At 74.2% G+C, this 21,392-nt stretch carries 20 protein-coding genes; 12 read left to right on the forward strand and 8 right to left on the reverse strand.

Going from position 1 to position 21,392, the window contains the following annotated elements; genetic code table 11:
• Window positions 1-80 precede the first annotated feature (80 nt).
• On the forward strand, window positions 81-1,469 hold the full coding sequence (locus ACGF07_RS15275; RefSeq protein ID WP_350738255.1) for an NADP-dependent succinic semialdehyde dehydrogenase: 1,389 nt from the start codon (window positions 81-83) through the stop codon (window positions 1,467-1,469).
• A gap of 54 nt (window positions 1,470-1,523) precedes the next feature.
• Here ACGF07_RS15275 and ACGF07_RS15280 read toward each other — a convergent pair whose 3' ends face one another.
• Together ACGF07_RS15280 and ACGF07_RS15285 are read right to left on the reverse strand one after the other, a co-directional pair.
• Entirely contained in the window at window positions 1,524-1,808 is a 285-nt protein-coding gene (locus ACGF07_RS15280; RefSeq protein WP_350738258.1) for a hypothetical protein, read from the reverse strand.
• A 52-nt stretch (window positions 1,809-1,860) separates the two neighbouring features.
• Window positions 1,861-2,910 (reverse strand): Ku protein, encoded by a 1,050-nt coding sequence (locus tag ACGF07_RS15285; protein WP_392898848.1) that lies wholly within the window; start codon window positions 2,908-2,910, stop codon window positions 1,861-1,863.
• A gap of 116 nt (window positions 2,911-3,026) precedes the next feature.
• Between ACGF07_RS15285 and ACGF07_RS15290 the strand changes: the two genes are divergently transcribed.
• The 5 genes from ACGF07_RS15290 to ACGF07_RS15310 all read left to right on the forward strand — a co-directional run bounded on the left by ACGF07_RS15290 (window position 3,027) and on the right by ACGF07_RS15310 (window position 10,831).
• Window positions 3,027-3,263, forward strand: a complete 237-nt coding sequence (locus ACGF07_RS15290; RefSeq protein WP_392898850.1) for a hypothetical protein — start codon at window positions 3,027-3,029, stop codon at window positions 3,261-3,263.
• A gap of 206 nt (window positions 3,264-3,469) precedes the next feature.
• Complete coding sequence (locus ACGF07_RS15295) at window positions 3,470-4,909, forward strand: amino acid permease (RefSeq protein WP_392898853.1); 1,440 nt, start codon at window positions 3,470-3,472, stop codon at window positions 4,907-4,909.
• A gap of 828 nt (window positions 4,910-5,737) precedes the next feature.
• On the forward strand, window positions 5,738-6,412 hold the full coding sequence (locus ACGF07_RS15300; RefSeq protein ID WP_392898856.1) for a transglycosylase SLT domain-containing protein: 675 nt from the start codon (window positions 5,738-5,740) through the stop codon (window positions 6,410-6,412).
• Between the two features lie 298 nt (window positions 6,413-6,710).
• A complete protein-coding gene (locus ACGF07_RS15305) occupies window positions 6,711-7,715 on the forward strand; it encodes a glycosyltransferase family 2 protein (RefSeq protein ID WP_392898859.1) in 1,005 nt (334 codons plus the stop codon).
• A 191-nt stretch (window positions 7,716-7,906) separates the two neighbouring features.
• Complete coding sequence (locus tag ACGF07_RS15310; protein WP_392898860.1) at window positions 7,907-10,831, forward strand: FAD-binding and (Fe-S)-binding domain-containing protein; 2,925 nt, start codon at window positions 7,907-7,909, stop codon at window positions 10,829-10,831.
• 110 nt (window positions 10,832-10,941) lie between these two features.
• Here ACGF07_RS15310 and ACGF07_RS15315 read toward each other — a convergent pair whose 3' ends face one another.
• Together ACGF07_RS15315 and ACGF07_RS15320 are read right to left on the reverse strand one after the other, a co-directional pair.
• Entirely contained in the window at window positions 10,942-11,394 is a 453-nt protein-coding gene (locus ACGF07_RS15315; RefSeq protein ID WP_350738276.1) for a CBS domain-containing protein, read from the reverse strand.
• A gap of 75 nt (window positions 11,395-11,469) precedes the next feature.
• The gene (locus ACGF07_RS15320) at window positions 11,470-12,477 is read right to left on the reverse strand and encodes a slipin family protein (RefSeq protein WP_350738279.1); all 1,008 of its coding nucleotides are present in this window, start codon (window positions 12,475-12,477) and stop codon (window positions 11,470-11,472) included.
• Window positions 12,478-12,634: 157 nt separating this feature from the next.
• On the opposite strand from ACGF07_RS15320, the gene ACGF07_RS15325 reads away from it, so the two are divergent.
• The 4 genes from ACGF07_RS15325 (at window position 12,635) to ACGF07_RS15340 (ending at window position 16,146) form a co-directional block, all read left to right on the forward strand.
• On the forward strand, window positions 12,635-13,408 hold the full coding sequence (locus tag ACGF07_RS15325; protein WP_392898864.1) for a uracil-DNA glycosylase: 774 nt from the start codon (window positions 12,635-12,637) through the stop codon (window positions 13,406-13,408).
• A 197-nt stretch (window positions 13,409-13,605) separates the two neighbouring features.
• Window positions 13,606-14,283 carry a hypothetical protein gene (locus ACGF07_RS15330; protein ID WP_392898867.1) on the forward strand — a complete coding sequence of 226 codons (678 nt, stop codon included), beginning with the start codon at window positions 13,606-13,608 and terminating at the stop codon, window positions 14,281-14,283.
• A gap of 203 nt (window positions 14,284-14,486) precedes the next feature.
• Window positions 14,487-15,302: a DsbA family protein gene (locus ACGF07_RS15335; protein WP_392898870.1), complete on the forward strand. Its 816-nt coding sequence runs from the start codon at window positions 14,487-14,489 to the stop codon at window positions 15,300-15,302.
• Window positions 15,303-15,495: 193 nt separating this feature from the next.
• On the forward strand, window positions 15,496-16,146 hold the full coding sequence (locus ACGF07_RS15340; RefSeq protein WP_392898873.1) for a vitamin K epoxide reductase family protein: 651 nt from the start codon (window positions 15,496-15,498) through the stop codon (window positions 16,144-16,146).
• Between the two features lie 19 nt (window positions 16,147-16,165).
• On the opposite strand, the gene ACGF07_RS15345 is transcribed toward ACGF07_RS15340, so the two are convergent.
• From ACGF07_RS15345 to ACGF07_RS15360, 4 genes are all read right to left on the reverse strand, one after another.
• Window positions 16,166-16,666, reverse strand: a complete 501-nt coding sequence (locus ACGF07_RS15345; RefSeq protein ID WP_350738293.1) for an NUDIX hydrolase — start codon at window positions 16,664-16,666, stop codon at window positions 16,166-16,168.
• A 104-nt stretch (window positions 16,667-16,770) separates the two neighbouring features.
• Complete coding sequence (locus ACGF07_RS15350) at window positions 16,771-17,844, reverse strand: serine hydrolase domain-containing protein (RefSeq protein ID WP_392898876.1); 1,074 nt, start codon at window positions 17,842-17,844, stop codon at window positions 16,771-16,773.
• A gap of 48 nt (window positions 17,845-17,892) precedes the next feature.
• Window positions 17,893-18,411: a GNAT family N-acetyltransferase gene (locus ACGF07_RS15355; protein ID WP_350738299.1), complete on the reverse strand. Its 519-nt coding sequence runs from the start codon at window positions 18,409-18,411 to the stop codon at window positions 17,893-17,895.
• Window positions 18,412-18,435: 24 nt separating this feature from the next.
• A complete protein-coding gene (locus tag ACGF07_RS15360; RefSeq protein WP_392898879.1) occupies window positions 18,436-18,828 on the reverse strand; it encodes an ankyrin repeat domain-containing protein in 393 nt (130 codons plus the stop codon).
• Between the two features lie 421 nt (window positions 18,829-19,249).
• Between ACGF07_RS15360 and ACGF07_RS15365 the strand changes: the two genes are divergently transcribed.
• Window positions 19,250-19,444, forward strand: coding sequence for a hypothetical protein (locus ACGF07_RS15365; protein WP_189917198.1), 195 nt, complete (start codon window positions 19,250-19,252; stop codon window positions 19,442-19,444).
• Window positions 19,445-19,544: 100 nt separating this feature from the next.
• Window positions 19,545-21,203: a hypothetical protein gene (locus tag ACGF07_RS15370; protein ID WP_392898882.1), complete on the forward strand. Its 1,659-nt coding sequence runs from the start codon at window positions 19,545-19,547 to the stop codon at window positions 21,201-21,203.
• Window positions 21,204-21,392 lie beyond the last annotated feature (189 nt).

Consider the following 21,392-nt stretch of genomic DNA (forward strand, 5'->3'; position numbering starts at 1 on the left):
CGTAGGCGTGCCCGGGGCGGGGCAGTCGGGGAGGGTGTGAGCACAGACGCACCGGACCCGGACCACCCAGGGAGCCCCGCATGCCCATCGCCAGCGTCAACCCCGCGACCGGCGAGACCCTCCAGACCTTCGAACCGCTGGACGCCGCCGGGATCGAACGCCGACTGGCCCTCGCCGAGGCCGCCTTCCAGCGCTACCGCGACACCTCCTTCGCCGACCGCGCCGCGCTGCTGCGCCGGGCGGCCGACCTGCTGGACCAGGACCAGGAGGCCGTCGCCCGGACGATGACGGAGGAGATGGGCAAACCGCTCACCGCCGCCCGGGCCGAGGCCGCCAAGTGCGCCAAGGCGATGCGCTGGTACGCCGACAACGCCGAGGCGCTGCTCGCCGACGAGCACCCCGACCCGGCCGACGTGACCGACTCCGGAGCCGCCCGCGCGTACGTCCGCTACCGCCCTATGGGGCCGGTCCTCGCGGTGATGCCGTGGAACTTCCCGTTCTGGCAGGTCATCCGCTTCGCCGCGCCGGCCCTGATGGCGGGCAACGTCGGGCTGCTCAAGCACGCCTCCAACGTGCCGCGCACCGCGCTCGCGCTGGAGGAGCTGTTCCGGCGGGCCGGATTCCCCGAGGGCTGCTTCCAGACGCTGCTGATCGGCTCGGGCGCCGTCGAGGACGTGATCCGGGACCGCCGGGTCGCGGCCGTCACCCTCACCGGCAGCGAGCCGGCCGGACGGTCGGTCGCCGCCACCGCGGCGGACGAGGTGAAGAAGGCGGTGCTGGAGCTCGGCGGCAGCGACCCGTACGTGGTGATGCCGAGCGCCGACCTGGACGCGGCGGTGGCCACCGCCGTCAAGGCCCGGGTGCAGAACAACGGCCAGTCCTGCATCGCCGCCAAGCGCTTCATCGTGCACGCCGACGTCTACGACCGCTTCACCTCGGCCTTCACCGAGGCGATGCGCTCGCTGCGGGTCGGCGACCCGATGGACGAGGACACCGACGTGGGCCCGCTGGCCAGCCGCCAGGGCCGCGACGACCTGGAGGAACTGGTCGAGGACGCCCGCACCCACGGCGCCCGGGTCGAGTGCGGCGGCGGCCGCCCGATGGGCTGGGACACCGGCTACTTCTACGAACCGACCGTGCTGACCGGCATCACCCCGGCGATGCGGATCCACCAGGAGGAGACCTTCGGCCCGGTCGCCACCGTGTACCGGGTCGCCGACCTGGACGAGGCGGTGGCCGTCGCCAACGACACCCCGTTCGGCCTCAGCTCCAACGTCTGGACGACCGATCCGGCGGAGCAGGAGCGCTTCGTGCGCGACATCCAGGCCGGCGGGGTGTTCTTCAACGGCATGACCGCCTCGCACCCGGCGCTGCCCTTCGGCGGCGTGAAGCGCTCGGGCTTCGGCCGGGAGCTGTCCGGGCACGGCATCCGGGAGTTCTGCAACGTCACCACCGTGTGGATCGGCTGAGCCCCACCCGGACACCGGTGCGCCCCGGCTCCCGGGGCGCACCGTACGGCCGGGTCAGGAGGAGGCCATCCGGTGCCTGCCCCGGCCGGGCGTCACCCAGCGGGCCACGACGCCGACCATCGCGATGAACGTCAGGGCCCAGAAGATCGCCATCAGCACCAGGAGCGCCAGCAGGTCCACCTGGACCGCGACCATGCACAGGCCGATCGAGAGCGCGATCATGAAGGTCACCACGGTCGGACTGAGGCTGAGCAGCCAGTGCCACGCCCGGTGCCCCCAGCTCGGGTTCTGCGGCGCGTCGGGGCCGGTGTCGAGTTCCTTGTAGGTGAGCAGGTCCATCAGGATCGCCTCCAGTGCGGGAGGGGAGGGAGAGCCTGGCCCCCGGGAGGGGTCAGGAGACCTTGCGCGGTACCGCCGACTTCGCGGCCCTGCCGGACTTGGGCGGCTCCGCGGACTTGGTGGACTTCGTGGACCGCACGGAATTCGCGGACTTGGCCGATGCCGCGGCCTTGCGGGTGGTGGTCTTCTTCGCCGCGCCGGTCCGCTCGGCCGCCTCGGCGGTCTTCTTCGCCGCGGCGCGCTTGCGGGGCGCCGGTTTCCGCGCCGGGGCCTCCTCGGACGCCCGGCCTTCCTCGGACGCCGGTTCCTCCTCCGCCGGCGCCCGGCCGCCCTTGGCCTGCCGGAGGCTGCTGCGCAGCGCCTCCATCAGGTCGATCACGTTGTCCGGCGCCGCGCCGGGCTCCTCCTCGTGCGGGACCTCGACGCCCTCCAGCCGCGCGGTGATCACCTGCTGGAGCGCCTGCTGGTAGTCGTCGTGCAGCTGGGACAGGTCGAAGTCCTCGGAGAGGGTGTCCATCAGCGACCGCGCCATCTTGAGCTCCTGCGGCCGGACGGTGACGTTCTCCTCGGGCGCGATCCCGGTGGCCGGGCGGACCTCGTCGGGCCAGATGCAGGTCTGCAGCACCAGCGTCCCGTCGTGCACCCGCAGCACGGCCGGCGACTCCCGGGTGCGCAGCGCGATCTTGGTGACCGCGATCTGCCCGGACTCCACCAGCGCGTCGCGCAGCAGGGCGTACGGCTTGGCGGCCGCCTTGTCGGCGACGCCCACGTAGTAGGCCTTGGAGAACATCAGCGGGTCGATCTCGCCCTCGTCCACGAAGGCCAGGACGTCGATGACCTTCTTGCTGGGCAGCGGCAGGTCGGCGAGGTCCGCGTCGCTGAGCGTGACGGTGCGGCCGTCGGGCGACTCGTAGCCCTTGGCGATCTCGGCGTACGGGACCTCCTTCTCCTCCCGTTCGCAGTACCGCTTCATCCGCACCCGTGCGCCGTCCTTGGCGTGCACCTGGTGCAGCGGGACGTCGTGCTCCTGGGTCGCGGAGTAGAGGTGGACGGGGATGCTGACCAGCCCGAAGCTGATCGTCCCCTTCCAGGTGGTCTGCATGGGGTCGCTCCTGGAACGGCCGGGCGGCGTCGGGATTGCCCCGAGAGTCCCACTCTGCCCGGGTTTGCGCAGATCGGCCACACCGCGCTCACAATGGGGCCAGGAGGTGGATGCGGATGACCGCCACGCGCCGGACCAGCCCCACCCCGCCGCCCGAACGCACGACGTACCGGGTGACGTACACCGCACCCGGGGACGACCGGGTGCGCGAGGACGTGGTCACCGTGACGCCCGGGTACTCGCAGGAGAGCGACATCCCGCGCATCCTGGCCGCCCGTCTCGCCGGTCAACCACGGGGCCAACCGGCGGTCGTCGTGCTCGACCTGCGCGAGATCCGGCCTCCCGAGCGGTGACATTGCGTCAGATCTGAGCTTCCCCTGCACCCAGTTCACCGGCCGTGACCTGGCCTTTTGGGTTCGGTAAGCGAACAGTTATCAAAGAATTGTTCCGATACCCGGGCGTAGAAGTTACGTTTCACCGCATTGCGCGGGTCTGTCCCCCCACCCTCTGCGCGACGAGCCGAGGGTCGCCGCGCTGGAAAGGCACAGGGCACCCCTGAATGAGTGCGAACACCACCAAGCCGGCCACGGCCGACTCGGCCCCCCACCCCCAGGGCCCGATAGGACACGGCGGCGACGGCCACCTGAAGGCCGGGCTCAAGAACCGCCACCTGTCGATGATCGCGATCGGCGGCGTGATCGGCGCCGGTCTGTTCGTCGGCTCCGGCGCGGGCATCGCCTCGACCGGTCCGGGCATCCTGCTCTCCTACGCACTGGCCGGCGCGCTGGTCGTGCTGGTGATGCGGATGCTCGGCGAGATGGCGGCGGCCGACCCGCAGAGCGGCTCCTTCTCGGCGTACGCGGACCGCGCGCTGGGCCGCTGGGCCGGCTTCACCATCGGCTGGCTGTACTGGTTCTTCTGGGTCGTCGTGCTCGCCGTCGAGGCGACCGCCGGCGCCAAGATCCTCAACAACTGGGTGCCCGGCGTGCCGCAGTGGGGCTGGGCACTGATCGTGATGGCGGTGCTGACCGCCACCAACCTGTTCTCGGTCTCCTCCTACGGCGAGTTCGAGTTCTGGTTCGCCGGGATCAAGGTCGTCGCGATCGCCGCGTTCCTGGTGATCGGCACGCTCGCCGCGTTCGGCCTGCTGCCCGGCACCCACGCGGTGGGCGCCAGCAACCTGACCGGCCACGGCGGCTTCCTGCCGCACGGGGTGGGCGCGGTGTTCACCGGCATGCTCACCGTCGTCTTCGCCTTCATGGGCAGCGAGATCGTCACCCTGGCCGCCGGCGAGTCGGAGGACCCGGAGAAGGCGGTCAGCAAGGCCACCAACAGCGTGATCTGGCGCATCGGGATCTTCTACCTGGGCTCGATCCTGCTCGTGGTCACCCTGCTGCCCTGGGACTCCACGGCCGTCAAGAGCAGCCCGTACGTGGCGGTGCTCGACCACATCGGCATCCCGGGCGCCGGCCAGGTGATGGACGTCATCGTGCTGACCGCCGTGCTCTCCTGCCTCAACTCCGGGATGTACACGGCCTCCCGGATGGCCTTCTCGCTCGGCCAGCGCGGCGACGCGCCCAAGGCCTTCGCGAAGGTGACCGACCGCGGCGTGCCGCGCACGGCCATCCTCGCCTCGGTGGTGTTCGGCTTCGTCGCCGTCTTCTTCAACTACACCTCGCCGGACACGGTGTTCGCCTTCCTGCTCAACTCCTCCGGCGCGGTCGCGCTCTTCGTCTGGCTGGTGATCTGCGCCACCCAGCTGCGGATGCGCAAGATCATCGAGCGCGAGATGCCCGAGCGGCACACCGTCCGGATGTGGCTGTACCCGTACCTCACCTGGGTCGCCATCGGCATGATCGGGTTCGTGGTGGCCTACATGTTCACCGACGCCGACGGCCGCAAGCAGATGTACCTGTCGCTGGTCGCGGCCGCGATCGTGCTCGGCGCCTCGGCCGTGGTGGGCCGACGGCGGCGGGCCGCGGTGGCGGCGGACTCCTGACCCGTCCCCACCGCGCCGGAGACGCCGGGCCCGGGAGCCGTTGCGGAGGCTCCCGGGCCCGGTGCCGTTCCACACGGGCCACCGCCCCGACGGCACCGCAGCCGCCCCGGCCCTCGCGGGCCGGCGCCGCAGCCTCGTAATCCGCCGCCGCAGCCCTCGCACCCGCCGCCCGGGCCCTCGCGGGCCGACACAGGCCCTCGCACCCGCCGCCCGGGCCCTCGCGGGCCGGCACAGGCCCTCGCAAGCCCTCCGCCGCAGCCCTCGCGACCCGCTGCCCGGGCGCCGAGCCGCCACCGCTCCGTCACGCTGCGTCGAGATCGGCACGGCGGGCCTGTGAGCCCGCCCACAGGGGTTTTCGCGTCTACGACCGTGGATAGTGGAGGGCCCCGGCGGCCGCACCGCCAGGCCGGGCCGGCCGTGCCCGGGCCGCGGGCGCCGCTGCCGCGTCCGGCCTGAAGAAGCCAGGCCACCGGCCACCCGGCCCTCGCGATCCCCGGTCGGCGCCCACCCGCGAGCCCGACGTGGACAATCCGGACAATCCCCACCTATCACCCCGCCGAACCCGGCCGAAGACCCGCCGCAGCTACTATGCGCTGTAGTAGCGAGCTCCTTTGCCACCCGTCCTCGGCCCTGCCAAGAATGGTCCGTCGCCAGGCAGCGCCGACCCGGCCCAGTCCGCCGCGCAGCCCGCCCGCCCCGCCGTCACCGCCGGGGCGCCACGGCCGTTCCGGACGGCCGCGCGGGCCCCGCTCACCCGGAGCCCACGCGATGCCCCGCACCGGTGCCACCGCACCGCACGGCCCCCGACGGAAAAGGATTGTCCGCTTCATGCAGCTCAGCCATGCCCGCCGCAACTCCCTGATCACCGGCGTCGCGACCATCGTGGTCGCCGGCGCCGCCACGGCCGCCCTCGCCATCCCGCAGGCCGGGAACTCCGCCGAAGCGGCCGCCCCCGTGGCCGCCGTCAGCGTGGACGGCAAGCCGGTCGCCGACCAGGCCCAGGCAGACACCGCTGCAGCTGCCCAGCAGGCCCAGGACGCCCGGGCCAAGGCCGAGGCGGACGCCGCCGCCCAGGCGCAGGCCCAGGCCGACGCCCAGGCCAAGGCGGACGCCAAGGCCAAGGCCGAGGCCGAGGCGAAGGCCCAGGCGGACGCCAAGGCCCAGGCCGACGCCGCCGCCTCCCGCTCGCAGCAGCGCCAGGACCTGAACAGCTTCTCCGGCACCCCGCAGCAGATCGCCGCGCAGATCGTGCCGGCCGGCCAGCTCCAGTGCTTCAGCAACATCGTGTTCCACGAGAGCAGCTGGAACCCCCAGGCCGTCAACGCCTCCTCCGGCGCCTACGGCCTGGTCCAGGCCCTGCCCGGCTCCAAGATGGCCTCGGCCGGCGCCGACTGGCGCACCAACCCGGCCACCCAGATCAAGTGGGGCCTGAACTACATGAACAGCCGCTACGGCAGCCCCTGCGGTGCCTGGTCGTTCTGGCAGGCCCACCACTGGTACTGAGCCGACCCCCGCTCGGCCCCGGCCCGCGACGCGCACTCCGCGTCGCGGGCCGCGCCGCGTCCCGGGCCATGCGGCGTCCCGGGCCATGCGGCGTCCCGGGCCATGCGGTGTCCCGGGCCGTACGGCGTCCCGGGCCGTCCCGCGCCCGAGGCCGTGCCGCGTCCCGTCCTGGCGTGGACGCGTCCGGAAGGCGGCGTGAAGATCTGGCGTACGGTCGTACGATTTGCGGCCAATTGCTCGGAATTACAGGCCGTCAGGGCTTTGCCACGGTTCGCGCGCCCTCTTACGCTCCGGCGTCATGCCCTCACCCCTGATCAGCGTCGTGCTCTCCGCCTACGACCGACACGGACAGCTCGCCGACTGCCTGGACTCGCTGCTCGCCCAGACCCTGGCGGACGTCGAGGTCATCGTGGTCGCGGACCGCTCCCCCGAGACCCCGGGCGGGCTCGCCGACGCGTACGCGGCGAAGCACCCGCGGGTGTCCGCGCTGCACCTGAACGCCGCGGTCGGGGTCGGAGTGAGCCGGAACGCGGGCGCGGCGCGGGCCACCGGCGAGTACCTGCTGTTCCTGGACGCCGACCACCTGCTGCCCCGGGACGCCCTCCAGACGCTCGCCGACCGGCTGAAGCAGACCGGCCCGGTGGACGTGCTGCTGTTCGGCCACTCCCGGCGCCACAACGACCGCGACTGGCCAGGCGGGGCCGAGGCGCTGCTCGCCGAGGCCGGGCCCGAGGTGTTCGCCCCCTTCGACCGGCCCGCGCTGTTCGGCGCGCCGCCGCTGATCTGGGACCGGCTGATCCGCCGCGGCCACTGGGAGGAGCTCGGGCTCGCCTTCCCGGACGGCAGGTACGAGGAGATCCCGGTCGTCCACGCCGCGCTGCTCGCCGCCCGCAAGGCCGCCGTGCTGCCGCGCGAGTGCGTCCAGCTCCGCCGCCGGGAGACCGTCCACCCCTCCGGCGGCCCGGGCAGCAGCGTGTTCGACCTGTTCGAGCAGTACGAGCGCAGCTTCGCGCTGCTGGAGGACCAGCCGCACCTGTACGCGGTGCGCGACGCGCTGTTCATCCGGATGATCCGGCACTACCTGTTCGTCTTCGACCTCGCCGGCTGCGTCGCCCGGGCCGAGCGGCCGCAGTTCTTCCACCGGGCCGCCGAGCACCACCGCCGCTTCCAGCCGCCGGGCCACCGCAAGCCGGGCGGACGCGAGGGGATCAAGTTCTCCCTGCTGGCCGGCGGCGCCTATCCGGCCTTCGAGGTCGCCAAGCTCTCGCACATCGCACGCGGCAGCCTCACCGGCCGGAAATAGCCCCCCGCGCGAGACGCCGGCCGACCGCGGACGGCGAGTCGGCGACCGCGGCGAGTCGGCGACCGCGTCGGACGGAGGCCGTCACCCGGCACTCCATCGGCGGTACCCCCGCCGCGTCCGGTACCCGGGCGGCGCCGCGGCTGCGATCATCGGCGGAGCCGTCTGCCGCCCCACCGCCCGGGAGGTCCCTGGTGAGCCGTCCGTCCGCCCGTCCCGGTGCCGAACTGGCCCGCGAGCTGAGCGCCGTGCTGCGCGGGGAGGTCCGCTTCGGGGCCGCCGAGCGGACCGTCTACGGCCACGACGCCTCCAACTACCGGCAGGTGCCGCTCGGCGTCGTGAAACCCGCAGACCTGGACGACGTGCGCACCGCGCTGGCGCTGTGCCGCGAGCACCGGGTGCCCGTGGTGCCGCGCGGGGCGGGGACCAGCATCGGCGGGCAGGCGATCGGCCCCGGCGCGGTGGTGCTGGACTTCCGCCGCCACCTGGGCTCCGTCCTGGAGATCGACCCGCAGGCCCGCACCGCGCGCGTCCAGCCCGGCACCGTCCTGGACGACCTCCAGCGCGCCGCCGGGGCGTACGGGCTGCGCTTCGGCCCCGACCCGTCCACCCACAGCCGCTGCACGATCGGCGGCATGATCGGCAACGACTCCTGCGGCTCCCACTCGCTCGCCTGGGGCCGCACCGCCGACAACGTGGAAAGCCTGGAACTGCTGCTCGCCGACGGCACCGAGCTGACCGTCGGCGGCCGGCTCGACGCGCGGGAGCGGGCGGCGCTGCGCGCCCTGCCCGGCCGCACGGGCCGCCTCCACCGCGACCTCCAGGAGTTCACCGACCGCAACCTCGGCACCATCCGGCAGGGCATGCCGCAACTGCCGCGCCGCACCTCCGGCTACCCGCTGGACGCCCTGCTGCCCGAGCACGGCCACGACCTGGCCCGGGCGCTGACCGGTACCGAGGGCACCTGCGCGCTGCTGCTCGGCGCCACCGTCCGGCTCGTCGAGGCCCCGCCCGCGCGCGCCCTGGTGGTGGCCGGCTACCCCGACGAGGGCGCCGCCGCCGACGCCGTCCCGGCGCTGCTACCGCTCGGCCCGCTGACCGCCGAGGGCATGGCCGCCGACCTGATCGCCGCGCTGCTCGCCGCGGGCCCGCGCCCGCCCGCGCTGGACCGGCTGCCCGCCGGGGCGTGCTGGCTGTTCCTGGAGACCGGCGGCGCGACGGCCCTGGAGGCCTACCAGGCCGCCCGCCGGCTCGCCGACCAGGTGCGCCGCGAGCCCACCGCCACCGTCGCGCTGGTCACCGACCCGGTGGAGCAGCGGCAGCTGTGGGCCGTCCGGGAGGCGGGCGCCGGGATCGTCACCCGGCTGCCGGGAGGCGGCGAGGCGTGGCCCGGCTGGGAGGACTCCGCCGTCCCGCCCGAGCGGCTCGGCGACTACCTGCGGGACCTGCGCGCCCTGCTGCGGCGGCACGGCCTGCGCGGCGTCCCGTACGGGCACTTCGGCGACGGCTGCGTGCACCTGCGGATCGACTTCCCGCTGGACGAGCCCCAGGGGGTGCTGGTCTTCCGCGAGTTCCTCGAGCAGGCGGCCGACTTGGCGGTCTCCTACGGCGGTTCGCTGTCCGGCGAGCACGGCGACGGCCAGGCCCGGGCGGAGTTGCTGCCGCGCATGTACCCGCCGGACGTGATCGACCTGTTCGGCGAGTTCAAGCGGATCTGGGACCCGGAGATCCTGCTCAACCCGGGCGCGCTGGTCGACCCGCGCCCGCTCGACGCCGACCTGCGCTTCGTCCCCGCCACCGCGGGCCGACCGCTGCCGCTGGCCCTGCCGTACGAGCAGGACGGCGGCAGCCTCGCCAAGGCGGTCCACCGCTGCGTGGGCGTCGCCAAGTGCGTGGACCCGACCACCGGGGTGATGTGCCCCAGCTACATGGCCACCGGCGAGGAACGGCACTCCACCCGGGGCCGGGCCCGGCTGCTCGCCGAGATGCTGCGCGGCATGGCGGTACCCGACGCCCAACGGGCCCGGGGACCGATCCCGGACGGCTGGCGCTCGGAGGAGGTGCGGGAGGCCCTGGACCTCTGCCTGAGCTGCAAGGGCTGCGCGAGCGACTGCCCGGTCCACGTCGACATGGCCACCTACAAGGCCGAGTTCCTGTACCAGCACTACCGGCACCGGCCACGCCCGCTCGCGCACTACTCGATGGGCTGGCTGCCGTTGTGGCTGCGGGCGGTCTCACGCGCGCCGGCGGCCGCGAACTCGCTGGTCCGCTCACCGGCCGGCACCCTGCTCAAGCGGCTCGGCGGGATCGACCGGCGCCGGGTGCTGCCGGTCTTCCCGCCCGAGACCTTCACCCGCTGGTACCGGCGGCACCGGGCCCAGCAGCCGCCTGCGGCCGGCGCCCGGCCGGTGGTGTTGTGGCCGGACACCTTCTCCGACCACCTCCAGCCGAACGTGCTGCGCTCGGCGGTCGAGGTGCTGGAGCACCTGGGCTTCGACGTCCGGCTTCCGGCCGGGCCGGTGTGCTGCGGCCTCACCTGGTACTCCACCGGCCAACTCGGCACCGCCCGCCGGGTGTTGCGCCGCAGCCTGCGGACGCTGGCGGCCTCCGGGCTGCCGGCCGACACCCCCGTGGTGGGCCTCGACCCCAGCTGCACCGCCACCCTGCGCGAGGACCTCCCCCGGCTGCTCGGCGCGGACGGCCGCCCGCTCGCCGCCCGCACCCGCACCTTCGCCGAGTTCGTCGACGAGTTCGCCCCGGACGCGCCACTGCCCCGCATCCCGCTGGACGCCGTCACCCAGACCCACTGCCACCAGCACGCGGTACTCGGCAGCGCCGCGGACCGCCGGGTCGAGGCCCGCCTCGGCCTGCACAACCGGGTGCTGAACTCCGGCTGCTGCGGACTGGCGGGGAACTTCGGCTTCGAGGACGGGCACTTCGAGGTCTCCGAGGCGATCGCCGAGCGCGTCCTGCTGCCCGAGGTCCGGGCCGCCGCACCGGAAACGGTGGTGCTGGCCGACGGCTTCAGCTGCCGCACCCAGATCGCCCAACTCGCCGACGGCCGACGGGCCCTGCACCTGGCGGAGCTGATCGCCCGCGCGCTGCGCGCCGACGCCTGACGCCGGGCGCGGGCCGCCGCGCCCCGCGAGCCTCGACGACGCGCGCCACGACGCGCGACCGGGAGGTCGGCCCCGCGTGCGCGGCGGCCTCCTCCCGGTCCGGCGCCCGGTCAGCCCTGCAGTGCCTCCTTCTTGGGCGGCTCCTCCGCGCACACCGCCGCCACGAACTCGGCGACCCGCGCCTGGGGCATCCCGCGCGCGATGTCCGCCTCGCTGATCATGCCGACCAGCTTGTGCTCCGGGTGGTTGATCACCGGCAGCCGGCGGACCTGGTACTGCTCCATCACCCGCAGCACCTGCTCGCAGTCCTCGTCCGCCTCCACCGTCATCGGCCGTCCGAGCGCGAGATCGCCCGCCGTCACCTGTGCCGGGTCGCGCCCCTCCGCGACGCAGCGCAGCACGATGTCGCGGTCGGTCACGATGCCCAGCAGTCTGTCGTTCTCGCCGCAGATGGGCAGGGCGCCCACATGCCGCTCCCGCATGATCCGGGCTGCGGCGGCGAGCGTCTCGTGCTCGCGGATGCACTCCGCGCCCTGGTGCATGATGTCGCCGGCTCTGGTCATGGTCCGCCTCCTGACCTGGCTCCTTCTCCCCCGTCCATCGTGGTCCGGGCCTGCACCACCCGCCACCGGGCACCGTCACGGAGTCGCCCGCGGCTCCGCGTCCGCCGCCCCGGCCTGCCGGTCCGCCTCCGCGGGACCGCCCTCCAGCTCCGGGTCGTCCAGCGGCGAGCGGGACAACACCTCCTCCAGCGGCGGCAGTTCCCGCTTGGCCGACTCCCGGTCCGGCCCGGCCGCCGGGACGTCGCCGCTCTCCACCGCCTGCTCCACGGACTTCGCGGCGGCGGCGGCCGAAGCGGCCGCCAGCAGGTCGCGCTGCTGGGACTCCGTCGCGCTGTCCAGGAACCGCAGCAGCTCCACCGGGAAGGGCAGCACCAGCGTCGAGTTCTTCTCCGCCGCAACCTCCACCACGGTCTGCAGCAGGCGCAGTTGCAGCGCCGCCGGGGTCTGGCTCATCACGGAAGCGGCCTCCGACAACCGCGACGAGGCCTGGTACTCGCCGTCCGCGGTGATGATCCGGGCCCGCCGCTCACGCTCCGCCTCCGCCTGGCGCGCGATCGAGCGCTTCATCGACTCCGGCAGGGCGACGTCCTTGATCTCCACCCGGTCGATCTGGATGCCCCAGCCCAGCGCCGGGCTGTCGATCATCAACTCCAGCCCCTGGTTGATCGGTTCGCGGTTGGCCAGCAGGTCGTCCAGCTCGCTCTTGCCGATGATCGAGCGCAGGGACGTCTGCGCGACCTGGGAGATCGCGAAGTTGTAGTCCTGCACGTTGACCGTCGCCTTCACCGGGTCCAGCACCCGGTAGTAGACCACCGCGTCCACCCGGACGGTCACGTTGTCCCGGGTGATGCCCTCCTGCGCCGGGATCGGCATCGTCACGATCTGCACGTTCACCCGGCGCAGCCGGTCCGCGATCGGCATCAGCGCGACCAGCCCCGGCTGGCGGATCTCCTTGCGGACCCGCCCGAAGCGGAACACCACCCCCTGCTGGAACTGCTGCACCACCCGGATGCTCATGGCCGCCCACACCGCCCCCAGCCCGACCAGCCCCCCGAGAGCCCCCAGCACCGCATCGACGATCATCGCGGCCTCCTCGCGGCCTCCGCGCACACCGGCGGCTCCGGCCACCGATCCGGGCGGGCCGGGCCGGGGCATCCGGAGCAACTGCTTCCACGCTACGCCTGCCCGGCCCGGCCGGACGACTGCCGGGGCAGCGCGGAGGAACACCTAGGATCGATGCATGTCGCAGTCCCCCGCCGACGACCCCGACCACCCCCGCCACCCCGCCGAGGCCGCCGCCCGGGCCCCCGGACTCGCCGCGCTGGACCGCGTGGTCACCGGCTGCCGGGCCTGCCCCCGCCTGGTCGAATGGCGCGAGGCGACCGCCCTCACCAAGCGCCGCGCCTACCAGGACTGGGACTACTGGGCCCGCCCGATCCCCGGCTTCGGCCCGCCCGACGCCCCGCTCGTCCTGGTCGGCCTCGCCCCCGCCGCCCACGGCGCCAACCGCACCGGCCGGATCTTCACCGGCGACCCCTCCGGCGACCTCCTCTACGCCGCTCTCTACCAGCTCGGACTGGCCAACCGCCCCGAGTCCGTCCGACACGGCGACGGCCTGGAACTGCACGGGGTGCGGATCACCGACCCGGTCCGCTGCGCCCCGCCCGACAACAAGCCCAGCACCGCCGAGCGCGACACCTGCCGCCCCTGGATCACCCGCGAGCTGGAGATGATGCGCCCCACCGTGCGGACCGTCGTCGCGCTCGGCGGCTTCGCCTGGCAGGCCATGCTCCCGGTGATCGCCGACGCCGGCTGGGTGGTCCCCCGCCCCCGCCCCGTCTTCGGCCACGCCGCCCGGGTCACCCTGCCCGCCCGCGACGGCGGCCCCGACCTGCGGCTCTACGGCTGCTACCACGTGAGCCCCCGCAACACCAACACCGGCCGCCTCACCACGGCGATGCTCAGCGACCTGCTCCGTGACGCCGCCCACTCGGCAGGGCTCACCACCCGGTAGCGGGCCGGGGCGGACCGTCCGCCCGTCCGCCCGTCCACCCGGTCCGCTCGCCGCCGTACCGGTGGCGTCCGGAGGCGCTCCGGGCGGTACCGGTGGGCCGCCGTCGACCTCGTGCGTGCCGCTGAGGGGACGTCACCCGACGCCGGACCGGCACGCGCCCTCGTGCCGGGAGCGAGTGCCATGGCATACTCCCGAACGTGACGACCTCCTCCACCCATGCGACCAGGGCCCTGCGGGCCGCGGTGTTCACCGCGCTCGCCGTGCCGATGGCCGCGCTGGGTCAGGTGGTCATCACCGGTCGCCCGCTGCCGCTGTCGCTGGTGGCCGCGGTGAGCGCCGTCGTCTTCCTGGTCTCTGCCGCACTGGCCGGCGGGGAGCGGCGGTTGCTGCACATCTCCGGTGTGATGGTGCCGGTGGAGCTGCTGCTCAACACCACCTTCAACCTGGGCCAGACCGGCTGTGGGCCGGTGCTGTCCGAGCACGTCTCCGCCCGCGGGGTCAACCTGCTGGTGTGCGGCGGCGGTTCGGTGGACGGCTCGCTGCTGGGCGGCCCGCTGGGGCATGCCGGGCAGTCGGCACCCGCCGCCACCCAACTGCTGCTCCTGGCGGTGCACCTGGCGATCGCGCTGGCCGCCTCCGTCTGGCTGCGGCTGGGTGACGCCGCGTTGTCGGGCCTGGCCCGGGCGCTGCACGCGCTGCGCCAGTCGCTGACCCGCCCCCTGCGGGCGCTGGTCCTCCTGCTGCTCCCCGCCCCGGCGCGTCCGGTGCTGCGGGTACCGCTGCCGGCTTCGGACCGTGAGCGGCCGCGCCGCGAGGACGTGGTGCTGAGCCCGGCACCCCGGCGCGGTCCGCCGTCCTTCGCGCCTGCCTGCTGACCGCTTCCGGCAACCGGCCTTCCGGTGGTCCGCCTCACGGTGGCCCGACCTCACGCTGGCCCGCCCCGCGGTGACCTGCGTTCCGGGCCGTCCGGCCCCGCACGCCCGCAGGCAGTGCGCACGACTCCCGCGTTCACCGACCCCGCCGCACCCGAGCGGCCTCCGCGCGCACCCGCGCGCCGCGTACAGGAGTTGACTTCCCCATGGCTCAGTCCCCGAGCAAGCAGCAGGCCAAGCGCATCAGCGCCCGCGAACGGATCCAGGAGGCGCAGCGCCGTGAGCAGCTGGCGGCCAAGCGCCGTCAGCGGATCGTGGTGAGCGTCTCCGCCGTCGTCGTCCTCGCCCTCGCGGGCGGCGTCGCGCTCGCGGTCAGCTCGGCTTCGGGCAAGGACGACAAGGCCTCCGCGGCCTCGTCCTCGGCCCCGCTGGTCGTCCCGGCGAACGCCACCGGTCCGGACGGCACCGTGATCACCTACGGCAAGGCCGACGCCCCGCACACCATGGAGGTGTACGAGGACTTCCGCTGCCCGGTCTGCAAGCACTTCGAGGCGGCGAACGGCCAGAGCGTCAAGCAGCTGACCGAGGACGGGCAGATCAAGGTGGAGTACCACCTGGCGGCCTTCCTGGACAAGAACCTCGGCGGCAAGGGCTCGCGCACGGCGTTGGCCGCGGCCGGCGCCGCACTGAACGAGGGCGTGGACAAGTTCAAGGCGTTCCACGACGTGCTGTACGCCAACCAGCCCGACGAGCGCGAGGACGGCTTCGGCGACGTCAACCACCTGCTGGACCTGGCCGGCCAGGTGCCCGGGCTGAAGACGGACGCCTTCGTGAAGGCCGTCACCGACCGCACCTACGCGCCGTGGGCGGCCAAGGTCGCCGACGCGTTCAACAACAGCGGGGTGACGGGCACCCCGACGGTCAAGGTGGACGGCAAGCCGGTCAACCTGTTCGCCGGCAACTCCGCGGCGACGCCGGAGCAGTTCACCGCCCAGGTCAAGCAGGCCGCCGGCCTCCAGTAGGACCGGCCCGCACCACCCGCATCGGGCACCGCACCGCATCACACCGCACGGCGCCGCACGCAGCGCGTTGCACGGCAGCGCACTGCACCGCACTGCAGCGCATCGAGTGCACCGCACCGCACGGCACCGCCGGCCCGGCCGACTTCCCGGCCGGGCCGGTCCCCTCCTCAGCCAGCCACCGGAGTGTGCTGCCATGACCGCCGCGACCACCGTCCGCCTGTCCCACCCCGCTCCCGGCGGCGCCCGCCGGGAGCCGATCGGCGCGAGCCGGGCCTACGCGATCCTGCTGTTCCTCGGCGGGTTGATCGGCCTCGCCGCGTCGGCCGTCCTGACCTTCGACAAGCTCCGCCTCCTGGAGAACCCCTCCTACGTCCCCAGCTGCAACATCAACCCGGTGATCAGCTGCGGTTCGGTGATGCGCACCGAGCAGGCCTCGGTGTTCGGCTTCCCGAACCCGCTGCTCGGCCTGGTCGCCTTCGGCGCGCTGACGGCGATCGGGGCGGGGCTGCTGGCCGGTGCGGCCTACCGGCGCTGGTTCTGGCTGGGCCTCCAGGGCGGGACGGTGCTGGGCCTCGTGTTCGTGCACTGGCTGGTCGACCAGGCGCTGTACGAGATCGGCGCGCTGTGCCCGTACTGCATCGTGGTGTGGGCGACGGTGGTGGCGCTGTTCTGGTACACCACCCTGCACAACCTGCGGACGGGCGTGATCCCGGCCGGGCCGAGGATGCGGGTCGTCGTCCGGGAGGCGGCCCGCTACCACTGGGCGCTGCCGGTGCTGTGGGCGGCTGTGATCGCGCTGCTGGTGCTGAACCGGTTCTGGTACTACTGGAGCACCCTGCTCTGATCCCCTGGCCTCCCTCCGGTCACCCCAGGTACCCGGCCGAGTGCAACAGGGCGGCCGCGCCGGTCCGCCGGGCCTCCAGGGCCGCGGTGAGCCGGCGCGCCGCGCACGGGTGCAGCAGCGCGGCGGCCCGGGCCGGGGTGAAGTACCCGTGGTCGGCGATCTCCTCGGCCTGGAGGCGGACGACCGCCCCCGCCTCGACCGTGCCGCCGTCGAACATGAAGTGCACCGCCGGGTGGGCGTGTTCACCCTGGTCCGGGATCGCCTCGCGCCATTCGACGACCAGCAGCCGCAGTTCGGCCGCCACCAGGCCCGTCTCCTCCAGCAGTTCCCGCGCGGCGCACTGCGCGGGCGCCTCGCCCGGGTCCATCCCGCCACCGGGGAACTGCCACTGGTCGCGGTAACTGGCCTTCAGCAGCAGGACCTTGCCGTCCTCGTCGGTGAGCAGCACACTGCACCCGGTGTAGGCGCGCACCATCCCGGCGAGCCACTCCTCCTCCGTGAGGGCCCAGGTATCCGTCATCGCGCCTCCTCCGCCGGCTGCCCACGTCGCGGCCTCCGCGCCGCAATGGCCTTCCTACCAGGGGTGGTTCGCACCTAATCCACTCGATCGGGTGCACGGCGCGGCTAGCCGAAGACGGCCTGCCGGAAGGCGTTGCGCAGGTCGGTGAGCGGCTGGGTGGTCCGGTCGTGGTGCACCTTGTTGGTGAGCAGCAGGGCCCAGCGGCCGAGGCGCCGGGAGATCCAGAGGCCGGTGCCGGTGAAGCCGTAGTGGACGAAGGTCCCTTCGGCCGGTGCGGTGCCGGGGGCGCACAGCCAGGACAGGCCGCGGGCCGGGGCGAGGCCGCCGGTCTGCTCGCGCAGGGACTCGGCGATCCACCGGTCGCCCCAGGGCAGTCGGGGCGGCGGGGCGAGCAGGGCGGTGAGGAAGCGGGCGAGGTCGCGGGCGGTGGAGAAGGCCCCGGCGTTGCCGGAGACGCCGCCGAGCAGCCGGGCCGAGGGGTCGTGCACGACTCCGCACAGGTGGGCGCCGGTCGACTCGTCGTACTCGGTGGGTGCGGTGCGGCCTGCCTCCTCGGCGGGGAGCGGCCCGTAGCGGGTGTCGGTCATGCCCAGCGGCCGCCAGGCCCACCGGGTGGCGAGTTCGTCCAGCGGCGCGCCGCCGAGGTCCTCGACGAGGTAGGTCAGCAGTACGGCGGCGCGGTCGGTGTACTCGACGGCGGTGCCCGGTGCGCGGTGCAGCGGAGCGGCGACCACCCCGGCCCGGATCGCCGCCGCCGCCCGCCCGTAGAGCTGCTCGAAGCGGGTGTACGGAAGCATTCCGGCGGTGTGGGAGAGGAGTTGACGCGCCGTCACCACTTCCGCCGGGTGCCCGGCGGCGGGCCGCCACCAGCGGCCGATCGGTTCGTCCAGCGGCAGCCGGCCGGACTGCCACAGCACGCCCGCGCAGGGCCAGAGGGCCACGATCTTGGTGAGGCTGGCCAGGTCGTACAGGGTGTCGAGCCCGGGGGACAGGTGCGCGTACCGGCCCTGCCCGAGCACGCCGTGGGCCGCTCCGCCGAGCGTGCCGCCGGCGTCGCCGAGGGCCCAGACGGCTCCCACGCCGGCGGCACGCGCGCCGTCCCGGACCAGCCGGTCCACAGCGCCGCCGGGCGCGGCCAGGGCGGGGAGCCGGTCGGCTCCCGGCGCTCGACGGCTCATCCGCGTCCCCCTTCGGGCCGACGGGAGCCTACCCGGCGCGGCCGCGACTCAGACCGCCGCGGCGAGTTCCTTGCCGAGGCAGACGCTCTCCGGGTGGTCCTTGTAGATGCCGAACTTCCGGATCGCGGCGTAGCCCTCGGACTCGTACAGGGCGATGGCCTCGGGCTGCTTGGTGCCGGTCTCCAGGATGAAGCGGGTGCGTCCGGCCTCGACGGCGGTCCGCTCCAGGTGGCGCAGCACCGCGCGGGCCAGGCCGCGGCCGCGGGCCTCGGGTATCACGAACATCCGCTTCAGCTCGGCGTCGCCGTCGCGCAGACCGTCGGGGCCGAGCCGCTTGGCCCGCCAGCCGCCGCAGGCGACCGGCCGGCCCTCGAGGTAGGCGACCAGGAACAACCCGGCCGGCGCCTCGAAGTCCTCCGGGTGCATCACGGTCTCGTCCGGGTCGCCGTAGCGGCGGACGTACTCCTGCTGCACCTCCGCCGACAGGGCCTGGGCGTCGGGGTGGGCGTAGCCGGTGACGCGGAACTCGACGGTGCCGGTGGTGTCCCGGGTGGCGGTGGTCTCCATGGGCGAAAAGCCTACGGCCTCGCCTCAGGAGCCTTCGAACAGGGCGATCATGTCCTCCCGGCCGAACATCCGGGCGGCGTCGAGGGCGGACGGGACGCCGGCGCGGGGGTCGGCGCCGTGGGCCACCAGGGCGCGGACGACGTCGGCCTCCCCCTTGAAGACGGCGCCGGCCAGCGGGGTCTGGCCCTTGTCGTTGGCGCGGTCGGGGTCGGCCCCGCGCCCGAGCAGCGCCTCGACGGTGCCGGCGTGGCCGTGGTAGGCGGCGAGCATGACCAGGGTGTCGCCGCTGCCGTTGGTGAGGTCGGCGGAGACGCCCGCGTCGACGGCGGCGGTCAGCACGGCGGTGTCACCGGCCCGGGCTGCGTCGAAGAGCTTCCCGGCGAGCGCGATCACCTCGGCGTCGGGGGCATCGGTCATGGCGGGCTGCCTTTCTCGGAGCCGGCGGAGCGGTTGGAGTTGTCGGAGCTGTCGGCGCCGGCGGTCGAACGGTCCGTACCGCACCGTAGCGGCCGGGCGCCCGGCCGGGCCAGCAGGCGTCCGGATTCCGGACGGCGGCCGGGCCGCTACGGCATCCGGCCGCGCGGCCCCGCGCAGCCGTTCGAGCGAACTTGCCGCGCGACCCGGACGCCTCCCGTCCGGTCGCCGGGAATGCCTCGCCGCACCGGATCCGCGCGCCGCCCGGCCCCGCCCGGCCGGTTCGCACACCCCCGTCCGATGCCACCGGCGGAATCGCGCGACAGATCCACCCATTTGCCGCGTTCCGTCATCTATTACTTTTTGTCACTATAAGTGCACTTTACGTAACACTGTCCCCGTCCCCCTCCCCGAGGAGCAGAACGTGATCCTCTCGATTTCCGGCATCGTCCTGTTCGGCACCATCGCCTTCCTGTTCTTCCGCAGGGACGGACTGAAGGTCTCCCACGCCATCGTCTGCGCCCTCCTCGGCTTCTACATCGCGGGCTCCTCGATCGCGCCGAGCATCACCGCCGGCGGCGCCAGCCTGGCCAGCCTGCTCGGCGGCATCCGGTTCTAGGCGCCACCACTCCCCCGTACGGCCCGGGCGCGGATCCCACCGCCCCGGGCCCCGTCGTACCCCTCACCCCACCCGTCCCACCCGCCCGGGGAGTCACGCCATGCCGCTCCACCGCCACCTCAGCAAGGGCCGCGAGATCGCCCGCACCGCCGGGGACCACGCCTCGGACATGTTCGCCCCGCTCGCCGTGATCGGCCGCGGCCTGCGCCGCCACGCCGACTGGGCCCGGGGCCGCTGGCAGGCCACCCCGAAGGAACGCCGCGGCCCGACGCTGTTCCTGACCGCCGCGATGCTGCTCGGCATCTACCTGCTGCCGCACGGCCTGCTGTTCGCGCTGATCGCCCTGATGGCCAGCGCCGCCTGGGCCGGCCGGGCCCCCAAGGACGCGGCCGCACCGCCCGCGCCCGACGTCGCGGACGTCAAGCTGGGCGCCCTCTACGCGGCGCTCACGCCGTACCTGTGCGGGCCCGAGGACGCCAACCCGCTGTACCACTTCGAGGGCAACTACAGGAGCGCGTTCAGCGCCTGGGAGTTCGACGCCGAGGGCCGGCTCTCCAAGCTGGAGCTCAGCTACCCCGCGTACTTCACCGACACCGAACCGGCCGCCCGTGCCCGGATCGAGCAGGTCGTCCAGGGCAAGGCCGGACGCGCCAGGGAGTACCGCTTCGACTGGGACGAGGAGTCCAACCGGCTGCGGATCGCCGCGATGTCCCCGCTGCCCACCGACATCGTCGCCCAGCGCTTCGTCGCCGCGCCGGGCGAGATCGTGCTCGGCTTCACCGACGAGGACGGCACCGCCCGCACCATCCCGGTCAGCCAGGGCGGCGCCGTCGTCCAGCAGCCGCCGGTGGTCTGGCGCACCGGACCGCGCTCCTCCGAGCCGCACCTGCTCGCCCTCGGGGTCGCCGGCTACGGCACCTCCAGCCTGCTGCGCTCGATCGCGCTCCAGGCCCTGCCGTACGCCGACCTGGTGGTGGTGGACGGCGCGGGCACCGGGGAGCACGCCTGCCTGGTGAACCGGCCCGGCGTGCATACGGTGGAGACCAGCCTGCACGGCGCGCTCGCCGCGCTGGAGTGGGCCGTCCAGGAGACGGAGCGCCGGCTCGCCGCGCTGAACGCCGCCCGGCACAGCGGCACCACCCCGCCCGAGGACATCAGCCGCCCGCTGTGGCTGCTGCTGGACCACCCCACCGAGCTGAGCGAGCTCGCCCACGCCGAGGGCCGCCCGGACCCGCAGGACCTCCTGGAACTGCCGCTGCGGCACGGCCGGGCCGCCCGGGTGACCGTGGTCGTCGTCGACGACCTCGCCGCCCGGGACCGGCTCACCCCGACCGTCCGGACGACCACCCGGGCCAGGGTGCTGCTCGGCCCCGCCGGGCTGGAGGAGGGCCGCGCCGCGCTCGGCGCGCCGCTGGACATCGTGCCCGCCGCGCACGCACCGATCGGCCGGGGCTACGCCCGGATCGGCAACGGCACGCCCGTCCGGCTCCAGGTGCCCGCCACCGTCGACCCGCTGGACGACGAGGCCCCGCCGCAGCTGCGGGACGCGGTGATCGCCCTGCTGCCGCACCGCGACAGCCGCACCGAGGCGGCCCCCGCCGCGCCGCCCCGCCCGGAGCGCCCGCCGACCGTCCCGGCCGACGGCATGGCCGGCGCCCACCCGGCCGGCGCCGTCAACCCGGCCAGCCCGGTCAGCCCGGTCCACCCCGTCGACCTCGGCAAGACGGAACCGATGATCCGCTCCCGACCGATCTCCTGACCGCCCGGGACCGGGGGCGGCGACGCCGGTCCCGGTCCGCCCCGGTACGCTCGGCACGAAGGGCCGACCGATCACCGCGTGTGAAATGGGCGACACCTGAGGTGATATCACCGGCCAGATGTGACAAATCGGGCGCCGGTGGGTACAAACAGGGGCGGCACGACAGACGACGCATGTCCCGGGACGGGA

This window comes from Kitasatospora sp. NPDC048194 (assembly GCF_043202455.1).
In the GTDB taxonomy this organism is placed as follows: domain Bacteria; phylum Actinomycetota; class Actinomycetes; order Streptomycetales; family Streptomycetaceae; genus Kitasatospora.